We start from the raw sequence: 21,655 nt of genomic DNA on the forward strand, positions 1-21,655 counted from the left end.
ATTCTTTATTTTTTTAATATTTTAAATGATTCCAAAATTTTGCCGTCTACATATACCACAAGTATATAAAGAGAAGGAGTTAGGTTATTTAAACTAACCTGAGTTTCGGTTTGATTAATTTTGTTTTGTTTTAATAGTCGGCCCTGAATGTCATAAAGTCTGTACAATCGGTCTTTACTTTCTAACTCTGGTGCTTTCAGGCTTACATTAACAAAATCTGCTGCCGGATTTGGGAAAACTAATATGGATACTTCAGGCACCTCAACTTCCGGATTATCCAAAGTTTCATCTGATTCTTGCTGTTGTATTCCCTGAGCTACGTTATAACCTGTTCCAATGTAGGTATAGAATACTTGTCCAATTGAATATGTTACAGATCCTGAACTTCCGGTTGCGTTACTTCCGGATGGAATTATAGTTTCCATGGTATCATTTACCGGCGTATTTTGACTAATCCCTTTAAAAGGAATAAACGCCATCATAATTATGAGTAGGTTTAGGTTTTTTATATTTAAATACTTCACAGTGCTATAGGCCTTATAATTTATGCTGCAAAAATATTTATTAGCAAAATAAAATCGATATAACGAATTTTATTTCCGATAAACTACACAAAATGTAGTATTTTAATGACTATTTACCTACATCAAAAAAAATGTTTTTCTATAAATTAATGCGATTATTTAAAAAAAAATAGCTGCCAATATAACTTAAATAATAGTTCCAAAAATTAAATATTTAACGCTAGTATAAACTGGTTGATACTTAATTACAACGGCAATTTATTTCACTAAATTATATCTCTAAATCCTTTTTATTTAATCTTTAATTATGAGGTGCTTTTATAAAAAAATACGCACTAAATTAACAGTTATCTATTGAATACAAGATATTTACAGACAACAAAGCTAAATATTTTTCTATAATAAACCATTACTAAAATAAAGTTTTTCCTTACAAAGGAAAAAATGGTCTGAATAAGGAATTATTGACTTTTAAAAATAAGTCCGCAGATAATTTTGACTGTAATTTTATCTCTAAAAAAGCTCCTCTTATTTAATGAGAAAATTGCAGACCTAAAATTGATTGAAAAGCGAAGGTCAATTTTAAAAAAAATATCCCAAATAATTCAAAATATGCAATTCATCGAGAATAATGGCTTTATACAGAAAATGCAAGTATTAGTAAAAAAAAATTACTTTTTTTGATTAACATATTGATTACTAGGACATAATTATAATTTCAATAAATGCCAAATCAATGATTAAAAACTACTTATAACCTCTCATTTATTTATTAACGAAGCAGACCATTGTAAATAAAAAATACAGTCATTTTATAATGAGCTGTAAACCCGGATGTAAGTCGCGTTTTTCTTAGTTTCCCATTAATTGAATCTTATTATTTGTTCTACTCTAATTTTAATACCATTAAAATGAAAAGAGCTAACAACAATAATTTAGCCAACGACAGAAGTTGGACCAAAATGGCGTATCCTAAAAATACGTTACCGGAAATTTTTGCAGAGCAGGCTGCTTTATCTTCCAATTCAATAGCACTTGAATCTGGAGACGAACAGGTTAGTTACGAAGCGTTAATAAAAATGACCAACCAGCTGGCAAATTATTTTTTAACGCAGGGTTTATCTTCCGGACAGATTGTTGCTGTATCAATGGAGCGAACTCCTAATTTAGTGGCTTCACTTTTGGCTATTTTACAATGCGGCGCGGCCTATTTACCATTAGATCCAAAATTTCCGGCGGTACGTTTAGAATTTATGCTTGAAGATTCTGGAGCCAGTTTTTTGCTGACTACAAAATCACTTACTAATTCATTGCCTGTTTATTCTAAAACGATAGTAATTGAAGACGCTTTAGCTGCACTTGATCAATATCCTGCAGTTCCTGTTTCAGCTTCTGTTTCTTACGATGCGGCGGCGTATATCATGTATACCTCGGGATCTACCGGAAAACCTAAAGGAGTTACGGTTACCCATAAAAATCTAATAAACTTCCTGTTCAGTATGGCAATTGAACCGGGCATAAATATCGAAGACAGATTATTATCGATCACCACAATTTCCTTTGATATTGCGGGTCTTGAATTATTTCTGCCGTTAATAAAAGGTGCAACAGTAGTTTTTGCCGATTATGAAACTACACGTGACGGACATCTTTTACTTGATCTTTTACAGAAAAAAGAAATTACAATATTACAAGCTACACCTACTACATGGCAGTCGCTGCTTGATTCAGGATGGGAAACACCGCTGGCTTTAAAAGCATTATGCGGCGGAGAAGCTATGCCTTTAAATTTAGCGCGCCAATTAACGTCAAAATGCGATTCACTTTGGAATATGTATGGGCCGACAGAAACAACGATTTGGTCGGCAGTAAAACAAATTCAGGCAGATGATGAATTAATTACAATTGGTTTTCCGATTGCCAATACACAAATTTATTTATTAGATGAAGAAAGAAAAGCCGTTGAACCCGGAACAATTGGAGAAATTGTAATTGGCGGAGACGGAGTCGCAAAAGGATATTGGAATCGTCCCGAACTTACTGCCGAAAAATTTATTCCGGATCCGTTTTCTGCAGAACCAAACGCTATTTTGTATCGCACTGGAGACTTGGGAAAATTACTCCCAAATGGAGAATTTCAATGTTTAGGCCGTATCGATCATCAGGTAAAAATAAGAGGGCATCGCATTGAATTAGGCGAAATAGAAGCCGCTCTAAATAGTATTCCTGAAATAAAACAATCTGCCGTAATCGTTAATAACTATTTTGGCAATGAAGATAAACTCGTGGCTTATTTAAAATCTGGTGCTGAATTACAGGACGAAAAACCAATTCATGAGGCACTTTCAAAGGTTTTGCCCGAAATATTATTGCCATCTAAATACATTTGGGTAGACGAATTTCCGATTACTCCAAATGGAAAAGTGGATAAAAAAAACCTGCCCGTTCCTGAACACAACAGACCTGATTCTGCACCGCCATTCAAGAAACCAAATACGCAGTTAGAAAAAGATATTGTAAAAATTTGGAGCGAAGAATTGCAAATAGCAAGTATTGGTATCGATGATGATTTTTTTGATATGGGCGGAAGTTCTGTATTGGCACAAAAAGTAACGTCGTTAATGAGACAGCAATTAGAACTGGACATCTCTGTTTCAAAAATTTATATTCATCCAACTATTAGAGAACTTGCCAGCACTTTAGAAGAAAACAATACGAAAGAAGATTCGTTTGCTTTTAAACAAACGGACAAACAAACCTCTAACGGAGATATTGCCGTAATCGGAATGGCCGGAAGATTTCCGGGTTCTGATACTATAGAAGAATTATGGGAAAATCTAAAAGAGGGAAAAGAAACCATTTCCTTATTTACCAAAGAAGAATTAGATCCAAGTTTACCCGAAAGTCTTCGTAAAGATCCATTTTATATTGGTGCAAGAGGAATTTTACCTTCGGCTAAAACATTCGACGCTCATTTCTTCGGACTAAATCCGCAGCTTGCCGCCGCAATGGACCCGCAAATACGTGTGTTTATGGAAATTTCGTTTGAAGCTCTGGAACAAGCAGGACATCTTCCCAAACATTATAAAGGAAGCATCGCCGTATATTCTGGAAGTGAAATCAATACCTATTATGAACATAATATATTTAATAACCAAGAGCTGAAAAGTTCGGTTGGAGAATTACAAATCTATACCGTAAACGGAAAAGATTTTATTGCGCCGCGAACTTCTTATCATTTAAATTTAAAAGGACCTTCGGTTAGTGTACATTCTGCCTGTTCCACTTCATTATTGGCTGTAGCCGAAGCTGTAAAAGCGATAAGAACCGGAATGTGTGATATTGCGCTTGCAGGCGGATCGAGTGTGACTTCGCCTATAAATAGCGGACATCTTTATGACGACGGTTTTATTAAAAGTCCCGACGGATCGACAAGATCTTTTGACGCTGCTGGAAAAGGTACTGTTTTTAGTGACGGCGCCGGAGTTGTTGTGCTAAAAAGACTGGAAGAAGCAGAGAAAGATGGCGATATTATATACGGCGTAATTAAAGGCGTTGGCGTAAATAATGACGGCGGAGACAAAGGCAGTTTTATGGCGCCAAGTCCGCGTGGTCAGGCCGGAGCGATTATAAATGCTTTTAATGATGCCCAAATTGCGCCTTCATCAATCAGCTATATGGAAGCGCACGGAACTGCAACTCCCGTAGGAGATCCAATAGAAATAGAAGGACTTAAAATAGCCTATGGCAAACAGGAAAAAAACAATTATTGCGCTTTAGGTTCTATAAAAAGCAATATGGGACATACCACAGCGGCTGCCGGAGTTGCGGGTTTAATGAAAGTGTTATTAGCAATGCGCCATAAACAGATTCCGCCAATGGTAAATTTCAACGAACCAAATCCAAATATAGATTTTGCAAACAGTCCTTTTTATATCAATAACAAATTAATTGAATGGGAAACGGATAGCATAAGAAGAGCCGGTGTGAGCTCTTTTGGAATTGGCAGCACAAACGTTCATGCCATTGTTGAAGAATATACAGCAGAACCTCTGCCCTCTTCAGGCGGACGTCCGCTTCAATTATTAATGTGGTCTGCAAAAAGCCAAAACAGTTTATTAGGTTACGAAAATGCATTGGGTCATTTTATTGATAAATCAAGAAATATTCCTTTAGCAGACATTGCTTATTCGTTGAATATTACGAGAGATGATTTTAATCAACGCAGCTTTTTAGTAACAAATTCTACAGATGATGCCGTTGAAAAATTAATTTCTTTAAAAGCAAAAAGTACTAAATCTTCCATATTAAAAAGTGTGCCGAGTGAAATGGGATTTCTGTTTCCGGGGCAAGGCGCGCAGTATCTGCAAATGGGAAAAACACTTTATGATAACGAAAAAGTATATCGTGAAGCGGTAGACAAATGTGCAGCATTATTAATGGAGGATTTAAAATTAGATATTCGCGAAATCCTTTATCCCGAAACTAATTCTGCTGAAGCCGAAGCGCGCTTAAAAGATACCCGTTTAACACAGCCAAGTTTATTTGTCACAGAATATGCACTGGCGCAGTTGTGGATGAGCTGGGGAATAAAACCAACGTTCCTTTGCGGTCATAGTATTGGCGAATTTGCAACGGCACATTTAGCCGGAATTATGAGTTTAAAAGATGCCTTGCATATTGTTGCGATTCGAGGAAAATTAATAAGCGAACTTCCCGGCGGATCAATGTTAGCGGTACGTGTTCCTGTAGAAAAATTATATGAACTTATTCCTGATACACTTTCGGTTGCTGCCATAAATTCAAGTCAGTTTTGTGTGGCTTCGGGTACAAAAGAAGATATTGCATTATTTAATCAGGCACTTGATGCGCAGGATATTCCAAACAAACTGCTGCTAACAAGTCATGCTTTTCACTCTTTTATGATGGAACCTATTTTGGATTCTTTTAAAGATGAAATAGAAAAAATAAAACTAAATATTCCACGATTACCTATTATTTCAACAGCAACAGGAACCTGGCTTTCAGATACTGAAGCCACAAGTTCAACGTATTGGGTTAATCATTTAAAAAATACAGTACGCTTTGCCGATGCTATGGATACTGCATTTGAATTAGAAGATTATATTTTATTAGAAGTTGGTCCGGGTCAAACCCTTATTACGCTGGCACGTCAGCAGGCGGCTGGTAAAGTTATACCTGCTTTTTCGAGCATTAATTTTCCTAAAGAAGAACAGGACAATGAATATTCGACTTTATTAAATACTGTTGGAGAATTATGGGCGAAAGGGATAAGTCCTGATTGGAAATCTTTTTACAATGAACAGCAAAGACAAAAAATAGAATTACCGGGTTATGTTTTTGATCGAAAACCATGCTGGATTGAGCCTTTAAATGTTATTGAAACGATAGTTGAAAGAAATACAGTTTCTGAAATAGTTCCGAATATTTCTGAAGAAACTGAAAGCGTTTCTGCTTCAGCAAAAGAATCAAGAAAGGAATCTATATCAGTTAGAATTTCAGAAATCATAACAGAAGCATCGGGAATAACTTATGATCCTGATTCGGCTTCCAATACATTCTTAGAATTAGGATTGGATTCTTTATCGCTCACTCAATTATCCGGAAGACTGAAAAAAGAATTTGATCTGCCTATCACTTTTAGACAACTCAACGAAGGATATCCTACTCCATCGCTTTTGGCAGATTATATAGATTTAAATCTTCCTGAAGAAGCTGAAAGTGAGATTAAAGAAAATGAAATTGTTTCTAATGAAATTCAGCCTTCTATGTTAACAAATGAAGCTCCATTATCTGTAAATCAAAATCAAACTTCATTAGAGCAAATTATACAGCAAATTCAGCTTTTGAGCCAAAAAGTAGATCAACTGCAAGGATTACAGCATTCATCTGCAAACGGAAATACTTCATTCGTCAATTTAAAAGTAAAACATTTTGATGCTCTTGCATTTAATCATGAAAATCGAGTCGGGACAAACGGATCAAATGGCGTTCATAAAAAAGAAAAAGCTTTTGACCTTTCCAAAATAAACGGACATCTTTTCATTGAAACTAATGCTGAAGAAAAGAAATATACCATAATGGCAAACGAACCACCTATTCACGGCAGTAAACTGGGACGGGACGAAAACGGAAATCCGGCATGGTTTATTGAAGACCCTGTTCAAAAAGGAAAGTTCAATAAAACGATGTTATTAGAATCAGATAAACATAATTAATAATTCAGATTGTCAATTTAAAAACTGTGCAATTACTTTTAAAAATAGAATTATGATAACAATGAAAAATAAATCTCAAATAAAAACTGAAACTGAAGTTCAATTTAATCCGTTTTTACCTGAAATTGAAAGAGTAATTCAAACCACAAATTCGCAGCAGGAAATATGGTCAGATTGTATTTTTGGAGGCAGTGATGCTAATAAAGCGTACAACTTGTCTGTTTCTATTAAATTGAAAGGCAACTTAATAATAGACACATTTGAGCAGGCCGTAAAAACATTAATTCAGCGTCATGAAGGCTTGAGATCTGCTTTTAGTCCAGACGGACGCTATATGTGTATTTACAGCGATATTGATTTTAAAATTTCACATAATAATTTTTCAGACCTTGATACAGCTGAAAAAGAACTTACAATAGAAACTTTGGTTAAAGAAGAAGTAAATGGACTTTTTGATCTTGTTAACGGCCCGTTATTCAGAATTAATTTGATTAAAATTGATGAATTTGAATATCTGGTAACCTTAACCATTCATCATATTGTTGGAGACGGACTAAGTGTCGATATTATATTAGAAGAACTTAGTATGCTTTATTCTGCTTATGTTGAAAATAAAAAACCAAACCTGCCAAATCCGGAACGTTTTAGTGAATATGCCGAAAAAGCAAATTCATTTATGGAAACAAATGAATACAAACAGCAGGAAAATTTTTGGCTTACTATTTATAAAGAATCGACTCCTACAATCGAATTACCGCTGGATTATCCAAGACCTTCTTTGCGAACTTATAATAGTAATCGTATTGATTTTCCTTATGATAATACGATGACCGATTCTTTAAAAAATATAGGAATAAGTGCTAATTGCAGTTTAGTGACTACGCTGCTTGCCGCATTTGAAGTTTTTTTATACAAAATCACGGGTCAAAATGATTTAGTTGTTGGGTTTCCTTCTTCGGGAAATACATTATACGATATGAAACAATTGGTTGGAGATTGTGCGAATTTGCTTCCTTTGCGCAGTAAAATTAATCCTGATATTACTTTCTTAGAATACTTAAAACAAAGAAATTCACAGTTATTTGATGCCTACGAACATCAGCAGGTAAGTTTTGGTCATCTTCTTAAAAGTTTGGCTATTGCCAGAGATTCTTCCAGAATTCCTTTGGTGCCAGCTGTATTAACCGTTGATATGAATCAGGATATAGAAAGTGAATTTTCATATGCCGGTCTTTCTCATGAACTTACAGTTAATCCTAGAGGATATGCAACTTTTGAAATTCAGCTTCATATTTTTAGAACCAAAAAAGGACCTATATTTCAATGGTCTTATAATACCACTTTATTCAAGCCGGAAACGATCAATCAAATGATGCAAACCTTTGAAGATATCATCCATAAATTAATAACTGGTGCAGATAAGCCTTTATCAGACATCCTTGGAAGTCATTATTTAGCTGATTATGAAGCTCTGAATAATACTGAAGTATCTTATCCGGATGTTTCCTTAACCGAATTATTTAAAAAACAAGCCGAACTTACGCCAAACAATATCGCCTTAGAATTTCATGAAACAAAAACTACTTATCTCGAATTACATCAAAAAGTAAATCAATTAGCTCATTATTTAAAAGCACAAGGCGTTCAGTCCGGAGATATTATTGCGGTTTCTGTTTCGCGCAGTCCTGAACTGCTTTATAGTTTGTTGGCCATAATGCAGTGTGGTGCGGCTTATCTTCCACTCGATCCTGAATATCCAAAAGGCCGTTTAGAATTTATGCTGAATGATTCCGGTGCAAAAGTTTTATTGACCAGCAAAACATTATTTGCATCCTTGCCATCATGGCCGATTACGCTTTTTATAGAAGATGCCATGGAATCCTTAAACCATTATGATGCATCACCGTTAACTTCTATTGTAAATCCGGATAGTATGGCGTATATACTCTATACCTCCGGATCAACAGGAAATCCAAAAGGTGTTCCTATTACTCATAAAAACTTGGTTAACTTACTTTGCAGTATGGCTTTAGAACCCGGTATTAGTGAAAACGACAGATTGCTGTCAATTACTACTATCTCTTTTGACATTGCGGGTCTTGAATTATATTTACCACTCCTTAAAGGCGCAACCTTAATACTTGCAGATCAGGAAACTGCGAGAGATGGACGACTTTTACTTGAATTAGTAAAAAAGGGAAATATCAGTTTTCTGCAAGCTACTCCCACAACATGGTCGATGCTTTTAGATTCTGGCTGGGATGAACCTTTATCGCTTAAGGCTTTATGCGGCGGTGAGGCAATGCCTGCAGATCTTGCCAAAGAACTTACAAGTAAATGTAATACGCTGTGGAATGTTTATGGCCCAACGGAAACCACGATTTATTCTGCTGTAAAACAAGTAAAAGCTGATGATACTTTAATAACCATTGGTAAACCTATTGCTAATACACAACTTTATATTATTGATGAGCAAGGACAGCTTGTCGCTCCGGGAAAAATTGGTGAAATAGCCATTGGCGGTGATGGCGTTGCAAAAGGATATTGGAACAGACCAGAACTTTCAGCAGAAAAATTTATTAAAAACGGTTTTTCGACTAATAAAGACAGCATCATTTATCGTACAGGCGATTTAGGAAGATTACTTCCAAGTAATGAAATAGAATGTTTAGGTCGTCTGGATCAACAGGTTAAAATTAGAGGACAACGTATTGAACCCGGTGAGGTAGAACATGCATTGCTGCAGCTTGACGGTATAAAATATGCTGTTGTATTAGCGAATGAAAACTTTCTTGTAGCTCATGTTGTTTCAGAATCCAGTATAGAAAGTGCCGAAACTCAAATTCCTTTATGGCGTGAAACTTTGGCCGCACGCCTGCCCGCACAATTAATGCCGCATGATTTTAATCTATTGGAGAAAATACCAACAACACTTAACGGCAAAATAGATCGTAAAGCATTATCTCAATATAAAACAAGCAAAATAATTGAATATACTGCTCCTCGCACAGAAGAAGAAAGTATTGTGGCAGCTATTTGGAAAGAAAGCCTTGGTTTAGAAAATATCGATATTTTTAGTGATTTCTTCGAAATGGGCGGACATTCTATTAAGGGAGTAAAAGTCATGATCGAAATAGAGAAATATACCGGAAAACGAATTCCGCTATCAGCATTATTTAAATATTCGACTGTTGAGAAATTTGCCAAACTGTTGAATACGGGTACCGAAATTTATTCTGATTGTTTAGTTCCAATAAGCCCAAGCGGACATAAAGTGCCTCTTTTTATTATTCACGGTGCCGGACTTAATGTTTTAAATTTTGTCAATTTGAGTAAACATTTTGATGACGATCAGCCTATTTATGCCATTCAGGGTATTAAACCTAAAGGGTTTGACGGTTGGTACGAATCCATTGAAGCTATGGCTGCTCATTATATTGATGCTATTATAAAAGTAAATCCAAAAGGGCCTTATGCTTTGGCAGGTTTTTCTTTTGGCGGAATTGTAGCTTTCGAAATGACCCGTCAATTAAAGGAACAAGGACGAAAAGTAAGCTTAACGGCATTACTGGACTCTTATGTGGATTCTTCTTATTATTATGGAAGTTACAGACGCAAACAACTCGTTAGATACTTTGATATTACACACAGAAGATTAGACTTTTTAAAGGAAATGTTATTGAGCTGGAAAGCTTTTAAAATGCGTATTAATGGCAAAAAAGAATATATCCTGAAAAGGCATTTTGGTAAAAAAGATGAAATGACCGAACAGGAAGAACTAGCGCTAAAAGAATTTATTGAAGCTGACAGCATGGTTAAAAAAATTGTGGATCGTTACCACCTTAAACCGCAAAACTTTGAAGTTGATTTATTTCGATCTAAAGATGACATTAATTACAGACTTGACCCAACACATCTTGGCTGGAAAAAAGCTGCGCTGGGAGGCGTAACCATTCATAATATCTCTGGGAATCATTTAGACATTGTAGCCCCGCCAAATGATATATTTTTAGCGAGATTACTTCAAGACATCTTAGATGAAAAAAATGAAAACATCTAAGCTCTTTATCTCTTTTTCGGATATAAAGGGCGTTACTTTGGTTTCTGGTAAAGAATATTCTTTAGATACTAGTGATATTATCATATATAGTATTTATCTGCCCAGTTTTATTGAATTTAAATCTAATTTATCGCAGTTTCTAAATTCTCCTGAACTCAAAAAAGCAAAACGCTTTTATAAGGAAATAGACCGGGACCGATTTATTATATACAGATCGATTTTAAAACTCATTTTAGGAGCTTACACAAAATCAGATATAAAAAATATTCATCTTGATTATGACTTTAATAAAAAACCATATCTAGCCTCACACCCGTGGCTGCACTTCAATATCTCGCATTCGGAAGATTATGCGGCGATAGCGGTTTCACATAAAAAAGTTGGGCTGGATATTGAATTTTTATCTAAAGATTTTAAATTTACAAACCTGCTTCCTGATATCTTTGATGATCATGAAAGATTATTGATTCAGAATGCTGATGATAAAAAAACCACTTTTTATACGTTATGGACACGCAAAGAAGCTTTTGTAAAAGCTTTAGGGAAAGGAATTGATGAAGATTTTAAATATATTCCCTGCACAGACGGACAGCATAATTTAGAATTTAAACTCGTAAAAAACACGCAGAACTGGCAGGTATATAGTTTTGATTTTGCCGAGCAGTATCTGGGCGCAGTTTCCTATGAAGGGCTTCCAACAACTTCAGACAATTTGTTATTATATATGATTCCTGATAGTATGGAAAATTTACTGGAAATGACCCAAAAAAGAAATTACTAATATTCTGTTTTAATATTTTCTGCAGTTTTATAAGATTTAAAAAACTTATAAGCTCTTTTTTCTGCATAAGAATACGTTGAGTTTCGCAGCGGAAAAGCGCAGTGTCCGCCATACTTTGGCGTTTCCAAATAAACATATTCGCTTTCTTGCGCAATTGCTCTTGGATAACATCTTTCACCTAAAAAAGGATCATCTAAAGAATTAATAATTAAGACCGGAGTGGTAATATTTTTAAGCGAAAATTCTGGAGAAACCTGCTGATAATAATCGTCACGACTTGCAAAACCATGCAACGGTGCGGTAAAATACTGATCAACCTCATCAAAAGAAGTAATTTTATCAATTTGATCACGGTTTATAAAATCAGGAAATTGTGCCGCTTTGTATTTCAGCTTTTTCTTAATATCGATTGTAAAGTTCTTTAAATAGACTCTGTTAAAGCCTTGTTTCAATATCTCGGCGCTTGTTGCAATATGCGTTGGCACAGAAATAGAAACTCCTGCTTTTATACGCTCATCGATTTTTGTCCATCCAAAATAATTCAGAAGCTGAACACCTCCCATTGAATATCCAATCATATAAACATCTTCAAATCCTTTTCGCAAAACAAACTGAACTACCTCATCCAAATCATCAACTGCTCCGTGATGGTACAATCTTGGCAAACGGTTCATTTCTCCTCCGCAAGTGCGATTATTCCACGCGAAAACTGAAAACCCTTTCTGTTGAAAATAAGCCGCACAGCTATTATTATACGTTCTTCGGGAATCTCCTTCTAAACCATGACACAGAATTACTGCTTTTTTAGGATCATTTATAATAAAATCGATGTTGATAAAATCACCGTCATTCAATTCCAGTTTTTCTCTTGTATATCCTGGAACATCAAACTTTTTAAACAACGCAGCATAAATAGTCGAAACGTGCCTGTTGCGATGAATAATAGAAGGAAAATTATATTCTGATTGTTCAATTACCGGCATGATTAAAAGTTTTTGAGTGGTTATACAAATCTAAGAAATGTATCAATATGTAATTAAAAACTTTCTTTTTTTATTTTATTAAAATGAAAAAATATTAAAAGAAATATAACGGAAACAATCTCGTGTTTACAAGTATTAAAAAATAAAAAACACTCGATTTGAGTGTTTATTTTTGTGAATTTAAGTTATCAAATCCAAACTTTTTAAATTTTATCAATTTCATTTTGAGCAACTTAAAATAAACGATCGTAAATCATCGCTAAATAATTTTCCGGTATTTCCTAAATACAACATATGACCTGATTCGTATTCTTTAAAAATAACTCTGTCTGGAGAAAATTTTGCTTTTTCGGTCGTTTTTTTGGCATAACCCACGGGCGTAGCTAAATCATAACTTCCTCCCGCTATAAATACTTTTAAATTTGGAGTTCTGCGTAAAACAACATTTAAATCGTCGGTAAAATCAGGACCTTCTTTAGTTTCTTTTCGTGCCCATTGCCATTGAAACGAAATATTTTTCCAATCAATAGTTTTATACGGATCCTGAATGTCAATGTTTAATTTTGAAGCTAATAACTCTCTAAATGCAGCCGTATATCCGGGAACGTATCTTGCCATTGACGGATCATCTGCAACCGGATCATTACCAGAATGCTCCAGCGGAAGATTGTATCTTGTATCGTATAATCCAATTTGTAAATTTTCTTTCGACAAAAGACTGTCTGCGAAAATTTTGGGAGCTATTTCAAGAGTTGACGAAAAAAAATCTTTGGACAATCCTGTGTATTTACAAAGTTTATCAATTATAACATTTTTTTCTGTTGTCGAAAGTTTTTGCTGATTATCCTGTAAAAGTGCATTCAAATACTCTTTTTCTGCAAATGCTGAAACTTCATTTTGAAACTCTCCGTAAGATAACGTTTTATCTATTTTATTATAATACCAGGCTGTTTTTGCTAAAGTGGGAAGTAATGATGCTGCTCTTTCTAATTTTGCATCCGATGTCAACTTTTTTAAAGGCGATTCCAGCGTAGTTCCCAGCATAATAATACCGTTTAATGTTATGCTTCTCATTACACCAGAATAGGTTACTCCGCCCATAAGTGCTCTGGGAAGAACGGAAACGCGCTGACTTCCATAACTTTCTCCAATAAGAAACTTGGGTGAATTCCATCTATTATTTTTTATCAGCCACTTTTCTATAAATTGCGCCATTGATTCAGCATCCTGATCAACTCCATAAAAATCTTGCGGTGTACCGGGAGAAATGATATGACTAAAACCAGTTCCGACTGGATCAATAAAAACTAAATCTGCTACATCAAGCAGACAATTTGTATTATTTTCTAATCCAAATGGAGGTACGTTAGATGAATTAATTTCGGGAGTTAATTTTACTTTCCACGGTGCAATGCTGCTCAAATGCAGCCAAATAGAAGACGATCCCGGACCGCCATTAAATACAAAAACGACAGGTCTGACTTCTTTATTTTTATTTTGTTTTATATAGGAAAAACTAAATACGCTTGCTATTACTTTATTATCATCATTTTTAAGAAATATTTCATCTGCAATTGCCGTAAAATTTAAAGGTTTTCCGTTAATATCAATAGTATGTTTTGTACTAAAGAAAAGCGTTTTTTTAATCACCAATTCTTCTTTTACATTTTCCTGACTAAAAAGGGACAATGACACTAAAGAAAAAAAAGTGATTAGAAAAAATCTTGCAATATTTGGCATGAAATAATTGATTTAAATGAGTAACAAAAATGGTTTATTTTTTTGAAAATTCGCGTCTAATTCTACTTAATGATGTATCGGTAACATTTAGGTAAGAAGCGATTTGTTTGAGCTGGGCAAATTGAAATACTTCTTTATTGGTCGTGATAAGATTCTCGTATCGGGCTTCACCGCTAAGATTAATTAATTCCAGCGCACGTTTTTTAAACATCATATATTCTTTAGCCAGCATTTTTACTCCATAAGCCCTAAACTCAGGAACGGTATGCAGCAATGCGTTTAATTGATCATAACTGATGGCAAAACCTCTGCAATCTGTAACCGCTTGTATATTTTCAGATGATTTGGTTTTTAAATAAAAAGATGACACTTCAAATACCACACTATCTTTTTGATAGAAATTTGTAGTGATTTCATTTCCATCAATATCATGCGTAAACGCTCTCATAAAACCGCTCTGCAAAAAGAAATAATGTTCATTTATTTTTCCTTCTCTCAGAAAAAATTCATTTTTTTCAATAGTAATTTCTTCAAAGAACTCTACCACCTCATCTAAAGTACGATCTGGAAATGGTAAATTTTTTATGATGTAATTTTTTAGTCCTTGTTTGTCCATTGGTTTCTTTGTTAATATTATACTCAACAGCTTCTTTACAAGACCGTTGCAGGTCAAAAATAATCAATTACCTAATAATTAGATAAAACACAATCTCAAATCACCTGAAAAAAAAGACACTATTAAGGGACAAATGAGAGACATTTTTTCTAAATATTTGAGAGATAAGAGTATAAAGTTATATCATTAGGAAGTTTTATCTTCGAAATAATTCTCTCTTTTCTTTTTTTGCTTGCATATATTGTTATACTTAACAAATTTGAAATTTCTTTAGTCGTTAAATTCATATAGATATAAGCAATATAACGCATATCATTTGATGTTAATTCAGGATGCCGTTTTCGAAGTCTTGCCAGAAAACCGGGATTTACTTCTTCAAAATGAAAAACAAATGTTTCCCATTCATTATCGCTTTTTAAATAATCTTTTAAATGTTTAATATGAATATCCAAACTGGAGATTTTCGAAAGTTTTGGAATATTTTCTATAGACATTATCAAATTATTAATAAGCTGATTTCTACCCGAAAGATATAATGCTCTCGTAGAAAGCTTCCTGTTTCTTAATTCAATTTCTTTATGAAGTAATTCCCGTTCACTATTCATTTCTTGAATTTGCTTTTCCAGTTCCAGATTTCTCCTTTGCGCTGTTAGCTTTTTCTGTCTTTGTATCAAAATCAGAAGCGTAAAAATGAGCAGGAATATTATATTTATTGAATAACAAAATTTATGTTCTTTTTGCAATTGCATAAACCAATCGTTTATTGTTTTTTTTTAAAACCGGTTACTGCTGCTATTTCTTCTATCATTATCTCTAACAATAGCCCAGCAACCGGTTTTTATTTATAAATTATATACTTCAATTTGATCTTAATTCAACAAGAATGAATTTACTTCCTGAGAAAAATCTTTAGAATACTGAAAAATCCCGCCATGACCAGAATCGCTCCAAAGTACTAATTTTGCATTCTGAATATTCTGAAGCATTATATAAGAATTGATCGAATCGACCATATTATCTTGATTTCCATTAACAATAAGCACAGGCTGCTTAATAGCTTTTAGCTGTGTGTTGTTTTCATCTGTTGCTAAACCATAGTTTATAATCGCTTTAGCCTGACTTGCAATTGTATCCTGACTCGTTGGTGAATCTCTGTCTATTTTTCTTTCGGATAATCTTTCTAAGAAAGCTTCACCTGCTTTGATACTGCTTGGCGTTTTGCTGAAAAAAAGATTAATCAATACTCTGTCTGGTCCATCAACAAAAGCTTTTTCTAAATGCGACTCCAGTTGCGCAATTGCTTTTCCTCCTATCGATCCTGTACCTGCCAATATAAGTTTATTCACCAATTCCGGATAATTTGCCGCTATCTCTTGTCCTATAAAGCCGCCAAGAGAAAAACCTAAAATATTAACCTTATTGTAACCTAAAGCGCGGATAAAATCTACAGCATCCTTTGCCATTTCCGTTACATTTTCAGGGGTTGTCCCGTTTGAACTTCCAACACCTCTGTTATTAAATAGTATTACTGGATAGTTACTCGCAATTGCATTTGTAACTTCAGGATCCCAATTGTCCATGTTTCCGGTAAAGTGTTGTAAAAAGATAACAGGGATGCCTTCTTTCTTGCCAAAAGAGCGATAAGTAAAATCAGCTCCATTTACGTTTATAGATTTTGTCGGCGCTGTTTTATGGGTAAATTCGCCCAATGCTAAAATATTTTCTTTTGTTTCCATTTGTTTTTAGATATTATTTATGATTAAGATAAGAACCATTATTTGCCGCTGAAAGCTCTATTCAAGGTTGTTATTGATTAACAATGATTCTTACCTGTACTTTAATTTAAGCTAGATTTATTTTGTTTCTACAGCAATGATTTGAGCCAAAACATGTGGGAACATAATAAAAGGTGTGTGACTTGACGGAAGAGCATATAATCTTTCTATACCTGCATCTTTTGTCATTTTTTGCTGAAGCGAATAACCTATTGTATGGTCATTTAGAGTGTAAACAAATACTTTACTGATTTTTCCAAATCTGCCCTCAGTCAAAGTTACCGGAGTAGCTAAAGGAGCTAATGGCTCTGGTTTTAAATTATTGCTTACATAATCTGCAACTTGTTTTGGAGCATCGGCAAGGAAAACATCAGCAATACCTTCTTTTTTTATGCTTGCAATTCCTGCTTTCTCATCTACAATAAGATTTTTTCCAACATGACTTTCTCCATCAGTTTGCGCAAGAGACAATAAGCTTTCTCCATTTTTTGGTACGTAAGCCGCAATGTAAACTACCTTTTTTATCTGAGGAGCAATGTCTTCTGCAACCTGACTTGCCACAATTCCGCCAAAGCTATGTGCAACAAGTACAACATTTTGTTTATTTCCGATGGCTTTTTTAACGTCTTCAACATAAAGCTTTAAACTAATCGCTGCAATTGCTGTATTATCGCTTCCATGTCCCGGAAGGTTAACCGAAATAACTGAGTTTCCACCAGCAGTTAAATCTTCTGAAACGTGCTGCCAATCATTTGATGATGACCATGCACCGTGAATAATTACAATTGTGTTTTCGTTTTTAGCTTTGTTCGTTTGTGATGAAGCTGTAATAGTTGTAAGCAATAGCACTGCTATTAATAAAATTGAATTTTTCATGATATATATTTGTTATTTGTTGATAATTAGTTTGATGCAATTTTTGTTAAGATTGATGATAAATCGTCTGGTTTTGAAAGGAATGGGCTATGTCCTGTATTTATTTCGTACACAGATTCGACTTTCCCTGCTGCAATCATTTTGTTTTGTAAATACGGTGACACCACATGATCCTGTAAAGTTTTGATGTATACTTTTTTAACTGATCCAAAATTTTTGTCAGTAAGCATTACAGGATTAATGAATGGAGTTAAAGGCTCTGTTCTGTAGTTTTTCAACACAAGGTTTTGAATTTCCGGAGTACCATCAGGAATAAACAAGTTCACGATTTGATCCTGCTTTACATCTACAATACCCTGATCATAATTAAAAATTAGATTACCAGTGATTCCAAGTTGAGAATCAGGATCCATATGTGCCAACTGATCTAATGTTTGGCCTGAAACCGGTAGATAAGCGGCAACATATACCAGTTTTTCAATTTTCTCAGGCATCGCTTCTGCCACAGAAGAAATTATCATTCCGCCCAGACTGTGACCTACTAAAATAACTTTCCCGTCTATTGTTGAAAGCGCGTTTATTACTTTTTCTTTATAAACATCTAGTGTTATTTGACTTGGAGAAGTTTGATCAGCACCGTGTCCCGGTAACTCGACAACAACAACTTTGTTACCTTGTTTTTCAAGATTGGCTTTAACGGACTGCCAAACAAAAGGAGCCTGCCATGCACCGTGAACCAGCACATAATTTTTAGGTTTTTCAGGCTGTGCATCATCATTTGAACAAGATGATAATATTATGACACATACGGCCATTACGAATTGAATCAATTTGAATTTTTTCATGATTGTAATTTTAAAATGTTATTTGTGAAATGTGTTTTATTTAGCTTCTAAAGCTATAATTGAAGAAAGTATTTGAGGAAATACTATAAACGGAGTGTGGCTTGAAGGAAGAGAGTAAGTTTTTAAGATTCCTGCATTTTCAACCATTTTTTGTTGAAGTGAATATCCTATAGTATGGTCATTTTGACTGTGAACATATACCTTAGCCACTTTACCAAAATTAGCATCACTTAATGTAACTGGAGTTGATAATGGAGCTAAAGGTTCTGGTCGTAGATTATTAGTTACATACTCTGCAACTGGTTTTGGAGCATCGGCTAAAAAGACATCCGTAATTGCTTCTTTAGTAATAGAAGCAACTCCCGCTTCCTCATCTACAATAAGATTTTTACCTACATGACTTTCTGAATCCATTTGTGCAAGTGACAATAAACTGTCTCCATTTTGAGGAACAAAAGCAGCAATGTAAATCAGTTTTTTGATTTGTGGAGCAATCAATTCTGCTACTTCGCTTACCACAATTCCGCCAAAACTATGACCTACAAGGGTAACATTTGTTGTGCTGCCAATCGCTTTTAAAACTTCATATACATAAAGTTGTAAACTAATATTCGATACGGGTGTTTGATCAGTTCCATGACCAGGAAGATTTACAATAATTAGATTGTTTTCTGGAGAGTTAAGATAACCCGCAACATGATGCCAGTCATTAGCAGATGACCATGCTCCATGAACAATTACAATTGTGTTTTTACTGTTTGATGATAAAGAATTTAATTCGTTCTGTGTGTTTGTTTTTTCGGTTTCCATAATATTGTTTGTTTAATACTATGCAAAGAAAGAGCGAATAAAACCTGCAGCACTTGTCTTGTGACAAGTAATGAAATTATGTCTGTTTTTTTATTATGATTTAAAAATGAAGGTTTTAGACTATAGGATTCTAGCCATAAAAAAAGCCTGTAAAGTTAAGCTTTACAGGCTTTTTAATACTATTAGTTTATTATTCAGTACATTAATTACCAATTCTTTTTATCAGAACTTACGATAACTGTTTGTTTTGGACTAGCTTAATCTACAGCTTTCATCAGTATTTCTTCATTCCATTTAAAACCAGTGATTTTTTTTGTTTTAGAATCTTTTATGAATTTAAAATTTGTATTATTTTCTGCAACAAAAAAACTAGAATCATCTATGAAATGAATTTTCCACATACGTTTTCCTAAATAATCATTCTTAATAATATTAAGATAGATTCCATCTGCTTTTTTAATTACTGAATAAACATTATTTTCAATGGTATATGTACCTAAATAAGATTGTAAGTCTTCGTTTTTAATAAAAAACTCTTTTTTAATTTCGGGAGTATATGCATTTTGCCATTGATAAGTTAAGGCGACACTTCTGATAATTTCATTAAATAGTGCAGTATCATATGTATTTGTCATCACTACTACACCATTACCTCCTTCTATAGTGCCTATGTACTGACTTACAAAGCCTTCATCTACACCCCCATGTTCAAAAGTTTTTACACCATTTTTATCTATTATAAATACCCCTAAAGCTGATTTGTCATCTATATAAGGGGTAAGTCTCACCTTAGTCATTTCTTTTGAAAGGACTTTTTCGGATTTTCCAAGTAAAGAAAGTTGAGTGTCAATCACATATTTTGCTAAATCTTCAGAAGTAGTCCAAAGTCCTGCTGCGGCTTGTTCTGGATAAATATGGTACTTTCCTTTTACAGCCTTTCCATCATTGTAATAGCCTGTTGCTAAATTTTGTTTCAATTCTAGTGGAGGCTGAGTGTAAGAACTATTAGTCATATTTAAAGGTTTCAGCACATTTTCCCACATATATTCATCATAAGGTTTTCCTGTTACGTCTTGAATAATTAATTGGGCAATAGTTGTTCCTCCACCTGAATATTCATATTTAACAGATGGCTCATACATAGAACGAATAGCTTCTGAATTAGCAGGCTTTTGTCCATTTAATATTTGTATAATAGTTGGAATTGTATCCCCATATTCATATCCGTCGAACCCATGAACTGTTAAGCCGCCAGTATGACTTAATAAATTGGCAATTGTTATTTTTTTGCCTTTAGATAAAGAGTCATAAGGAAATTTCCAAGTTTTTAAGTAATCATTTATATCTGAGTCTAAATTTATTTTACCTTCTTGTACTAACTTTAATACGCCAACTGCATTTAGAGATTTACTATTTGAACCTGCCTGAAATAAAGTTTTATCTGTCACAGGTTTTTGTTCTAAACTGTCTGCCCAACCATAACTTTTTGTCCATTCAGTTTTATAGTCTTTAATAACTGTAATACTAATTCCATTGGCGTGGTAAAATTTCATTCTTTCTGCCAAAGTCCATCTTTTAGGATTACCTTCTATTTGCATCCATGCCGAAAGATTATTTTCAACCTGATTAATCTTTGACTGTATTTCTTTTGAATATTTTTTTGGAGATTGCCCATGCAATTGACATATTTGGACATACAAAAAAACAATTATAACAACTGATTTAATTTTTTTACTGTACAGATTCATTTTGAGATTAAATTGTTTGAATTAGCATTTTAAATTGGTATCGAACTATTCTTAGAGGCTGCATTCAAATATATTGAATATAGATTTATTTTAAGCTAATATGAGATTATCTTTATTATTCTGGTGGGTTATTTCATGCTAATAGTTCTTGTAACCAAAAACTATTTTATAGAAAACTTCAAACATTGCACTATAGATTTTATAAACATAAACAGATTCGGGATAAAATATAAAAAGACAAACAAGACTGTTATTAAAATTAAAACTCCATGGTGAGGTCCGAACTAATCTCACCTGAAAATACTACTTTTGTAAAAAATAAAAAATCTTGATAAGGTTTTTGAACCATAATAAAGTCTGAGAATATATATTCTCAGACTTTATTATTTTATAGTAGCTGTAGAAGGATTCAAACCATCGACCGTCCCGTTGGAAATCGGGATAATCTATCGAGTTGAGCTAGGCTAGTAAAAATTAATCTAGTACAAAACAAAAAAGCCACTCGATTTGAGTGGCTTTTCGTGAACGCAGAAGGATTCGAACCTTCGACCGTCCCGATTGGAAATCGGGATGCTCTATCCAGCTGAGCTACGTTACTAAAAACCAATCTAGTACAAAACAAAAAAGCCACTCGATTTGAGTGGCTTTTCGTGAACGC

Annotated in this window: 14 protein-coding genes; 3 read left to right on the forward strand and 11 right to left on the reverse strand. The window is 34.1% G+C overall.

Going from position 1 to position 21,655, the window contains the following annotated elements; all coding sequences use genetic code 11:
• Window positions 1–5: 5 nt before the first annotated feature.
• On the reverse strand, window positions 6–482 hold the full coding sequence (locus tag FLAPXU55_RS15015) for a T9SS type A sorting domain-containing protein (protein WP_180858758.1): 477 nt from the start codon (window positions 480–482) through the stop codon (window positions 6–8).
• Window positions 483–1,435: 953 nt separating this feature from the next.
• Here FLAPXU55_RS15015 and FLAPXU55_RS15020 point away from each other — a divergent pair.
• Genes FLAPXU55_RS15020 through FLAPXU55_RS15030 form a run of 3 tightly spaced genes read left to right on the forward strand, consistent with a single transcriptional unit; the run spans window position 1,436 to window position 11,604 of the window.
• Window positions 1,436–6,763: a polyketide synthase gene (locus FLAPXU55_RS15020; protein WP_180858760.1), complete on the forward strand. Its 5,328-nt coding sequence runs from the start codon at window positions 1,436–1,438 to the stop codon at window positions 6,761–6,763.
• Window positions 6,764–6,815: 52 nt separating this feature from the next.
• Window positions 6,816–10,823, forward strand: a complete 4,008-nt coding sequence (locus FLAPXU55_RS15025; protein ID WP_180858762.1) for a non-ribosomal peptide synthetase — start codon at window positions 6,816–6,818, stop codon at window positions 10,821–10,823.
• Window positions 10,810–11,604: a 4'-phosphopantetheinyl transferase family protein gene (locus FLAPXU55_RS15030; protein ID WP_180858764.1), complete on the forward strand. Its 795-nt coding sequence runs from the start codon at window positions 10,810–10,812 to the stop codon at window positions 11,602–11,604. Before FLAPXU55_RS15025 ends, FLAPXU55_RS15030 begins: the two co-directional genes overlap by 14 nt.
• On the opposite strand, the gene FLAPXU55_RS15035 is transcribed toward FLAPXU55_RS15030, so the two are convergent.
• The 10 genes from FLAPXU55_RS15035 to FLAPXU55_RS15075 all read right to left on the reverse strand — a co-directional run bounded on the left by FLAPXU55_RS15035 (window position 11,601) and on the right by FLAPXU55_RS15075 (window position 20,997).
• Window positions 11,601–12,587, reverse strand: a complete 987-nt coding sequence (locus tag FLAPXU55_RS15035; RefSeq protein WP_180858767.1) for a YheT family hydrolase — start codon at window positions 12,585–12,587, stop codon at window positions 11,601–11,603. The genes FLAPXU55_RS15030 and FLAPXU55_RS15035 overlap by 4 nt on opposite strands.
• Before the next feature lie 219 nt (window positions 12,588–12,806).
• A complete protein-coding gene (locus tag FLAPXU55_RS15040) occupies window positions 12,807–14,327 on the reverse strand; it encodes a S10 family peptidase (RefSeq protein WP_180858769.1) in 1,521 nt (506 codons plus the stop codon).
• A 34-nt stretch (window positions 14,328–14,361) separates the two neighbouring features.
• Window positions 14,362–14,943: a Crp/Fnr family transcriptional regulator gene (locus FLAPXU55_RS15045; RefSeq protein ID WP_180858771.1), complete on the reverse strand. Its 582-nt coding sequence runs from the start codon at window positions 14,941–14,943 to the stop codon at window positions 14,362–14,364.
• A 149-nt stretch (window positions 14,944–15,092) separates the two neighbouring features.
• Window positions 15,093–15,548 (reverse strand): helix-turn-helix transcriptional regulator, encoded by a 456-nt coding sequence (locus tag FLAPXU55_RS15050; RefSeq protein WP_180858773.1) that lies wholly within the window; start codon window positions 15,546–15,548, stop codon window positions 15,093–15,095.
• Complete coding sequence (locus FLAPXU55_RS24200) at window positions 15,541–15,666, reverse strand: hypothetical protein (protein WP_262890999.1); 126 nt, start codon at window positions 15,664–15,666, stop codon at window positions 15,541–15,543. Before FLAPXU55_RS24200 ends, FLAPXU55_RS15050 begins: the two co-directional genes overlap by 8 nt.
• Before the next feature lie 146 nt (window positions 15,667–15,812).
• Complete coding sequence (locus FLAPXU55_RS15055) at window positions 15,813–16,679, reverse strand: alpha/beta fold hydrolase (RefSeq protein WP_180858775.1); 867 nt, start codon at window positions 16,677–16,679, stop codon at window positions 15,813–15,815.
• 117 nt (window positions 16,680–16,796) lie between these two features.
• The gene (locus tag FLAPXU55_RS15060; protein ID WP_053470243.1) at window positions 16,797–17,594 is read right to left on the reverse strand and encodes an alpha/beta fold hydrolase; all 798 of its coding nucleotides are present in this window, start codon (window positions 17,592–17,594) and stop codon (window positions 16,797–16,799) included.
• A gap of 26 nt (window positions 17,595–17,620) precedes the next feature.
• Window positions 17,621–18,439 (reverse strand): alpha/beta fold hydrolase, encoded by an 819-nt coding sequence (locus tag FLAPXU55_RS15065; protein ID WP_053470244.1) that lies wholly within the window; start codon window positions 18,437–18,439, stop codon window positions 17,621–17,623.
• 36 nt (window positions 18,440–18,475) lie between these two features.
• Window positions 18,476–19,249 (reverse strand): alpha/beta fold hydrolase, encoded by a 774-nt coding sequence (locus tag FLAPXU55_RS15070; RefSeq protein ID WP_053470245.1) that lies wholly within the window; start codon window positions 19,247–19,249, stop codon window positions 18,476–18,478.
• A 257-nt stretch (window positions 19,250–19,506) separates the two neighbouring features.
• A complete protein-coding gene (locus tag FLAPXU55_RS15075) occupies window positions 19,507–20,997 on the reverse strand; it encodes a serine hydrolase domain-containing protein (RefSeq protein ID WP_053470246.1) in 1,491 nt (496 codons plus the stop codon).
• Window positions 20,998–21,655: the final 658 nt, after the last annotated feature.

This window comes from Flavobacterium panici, from assembly GCF_903819335.1.
Lineage (GTDB): Bacteria > Bacteroidota > Bacteroidia > Flavobacteriales > Flavobacteriaceae > Flavobacterium > Flavobacterium panici.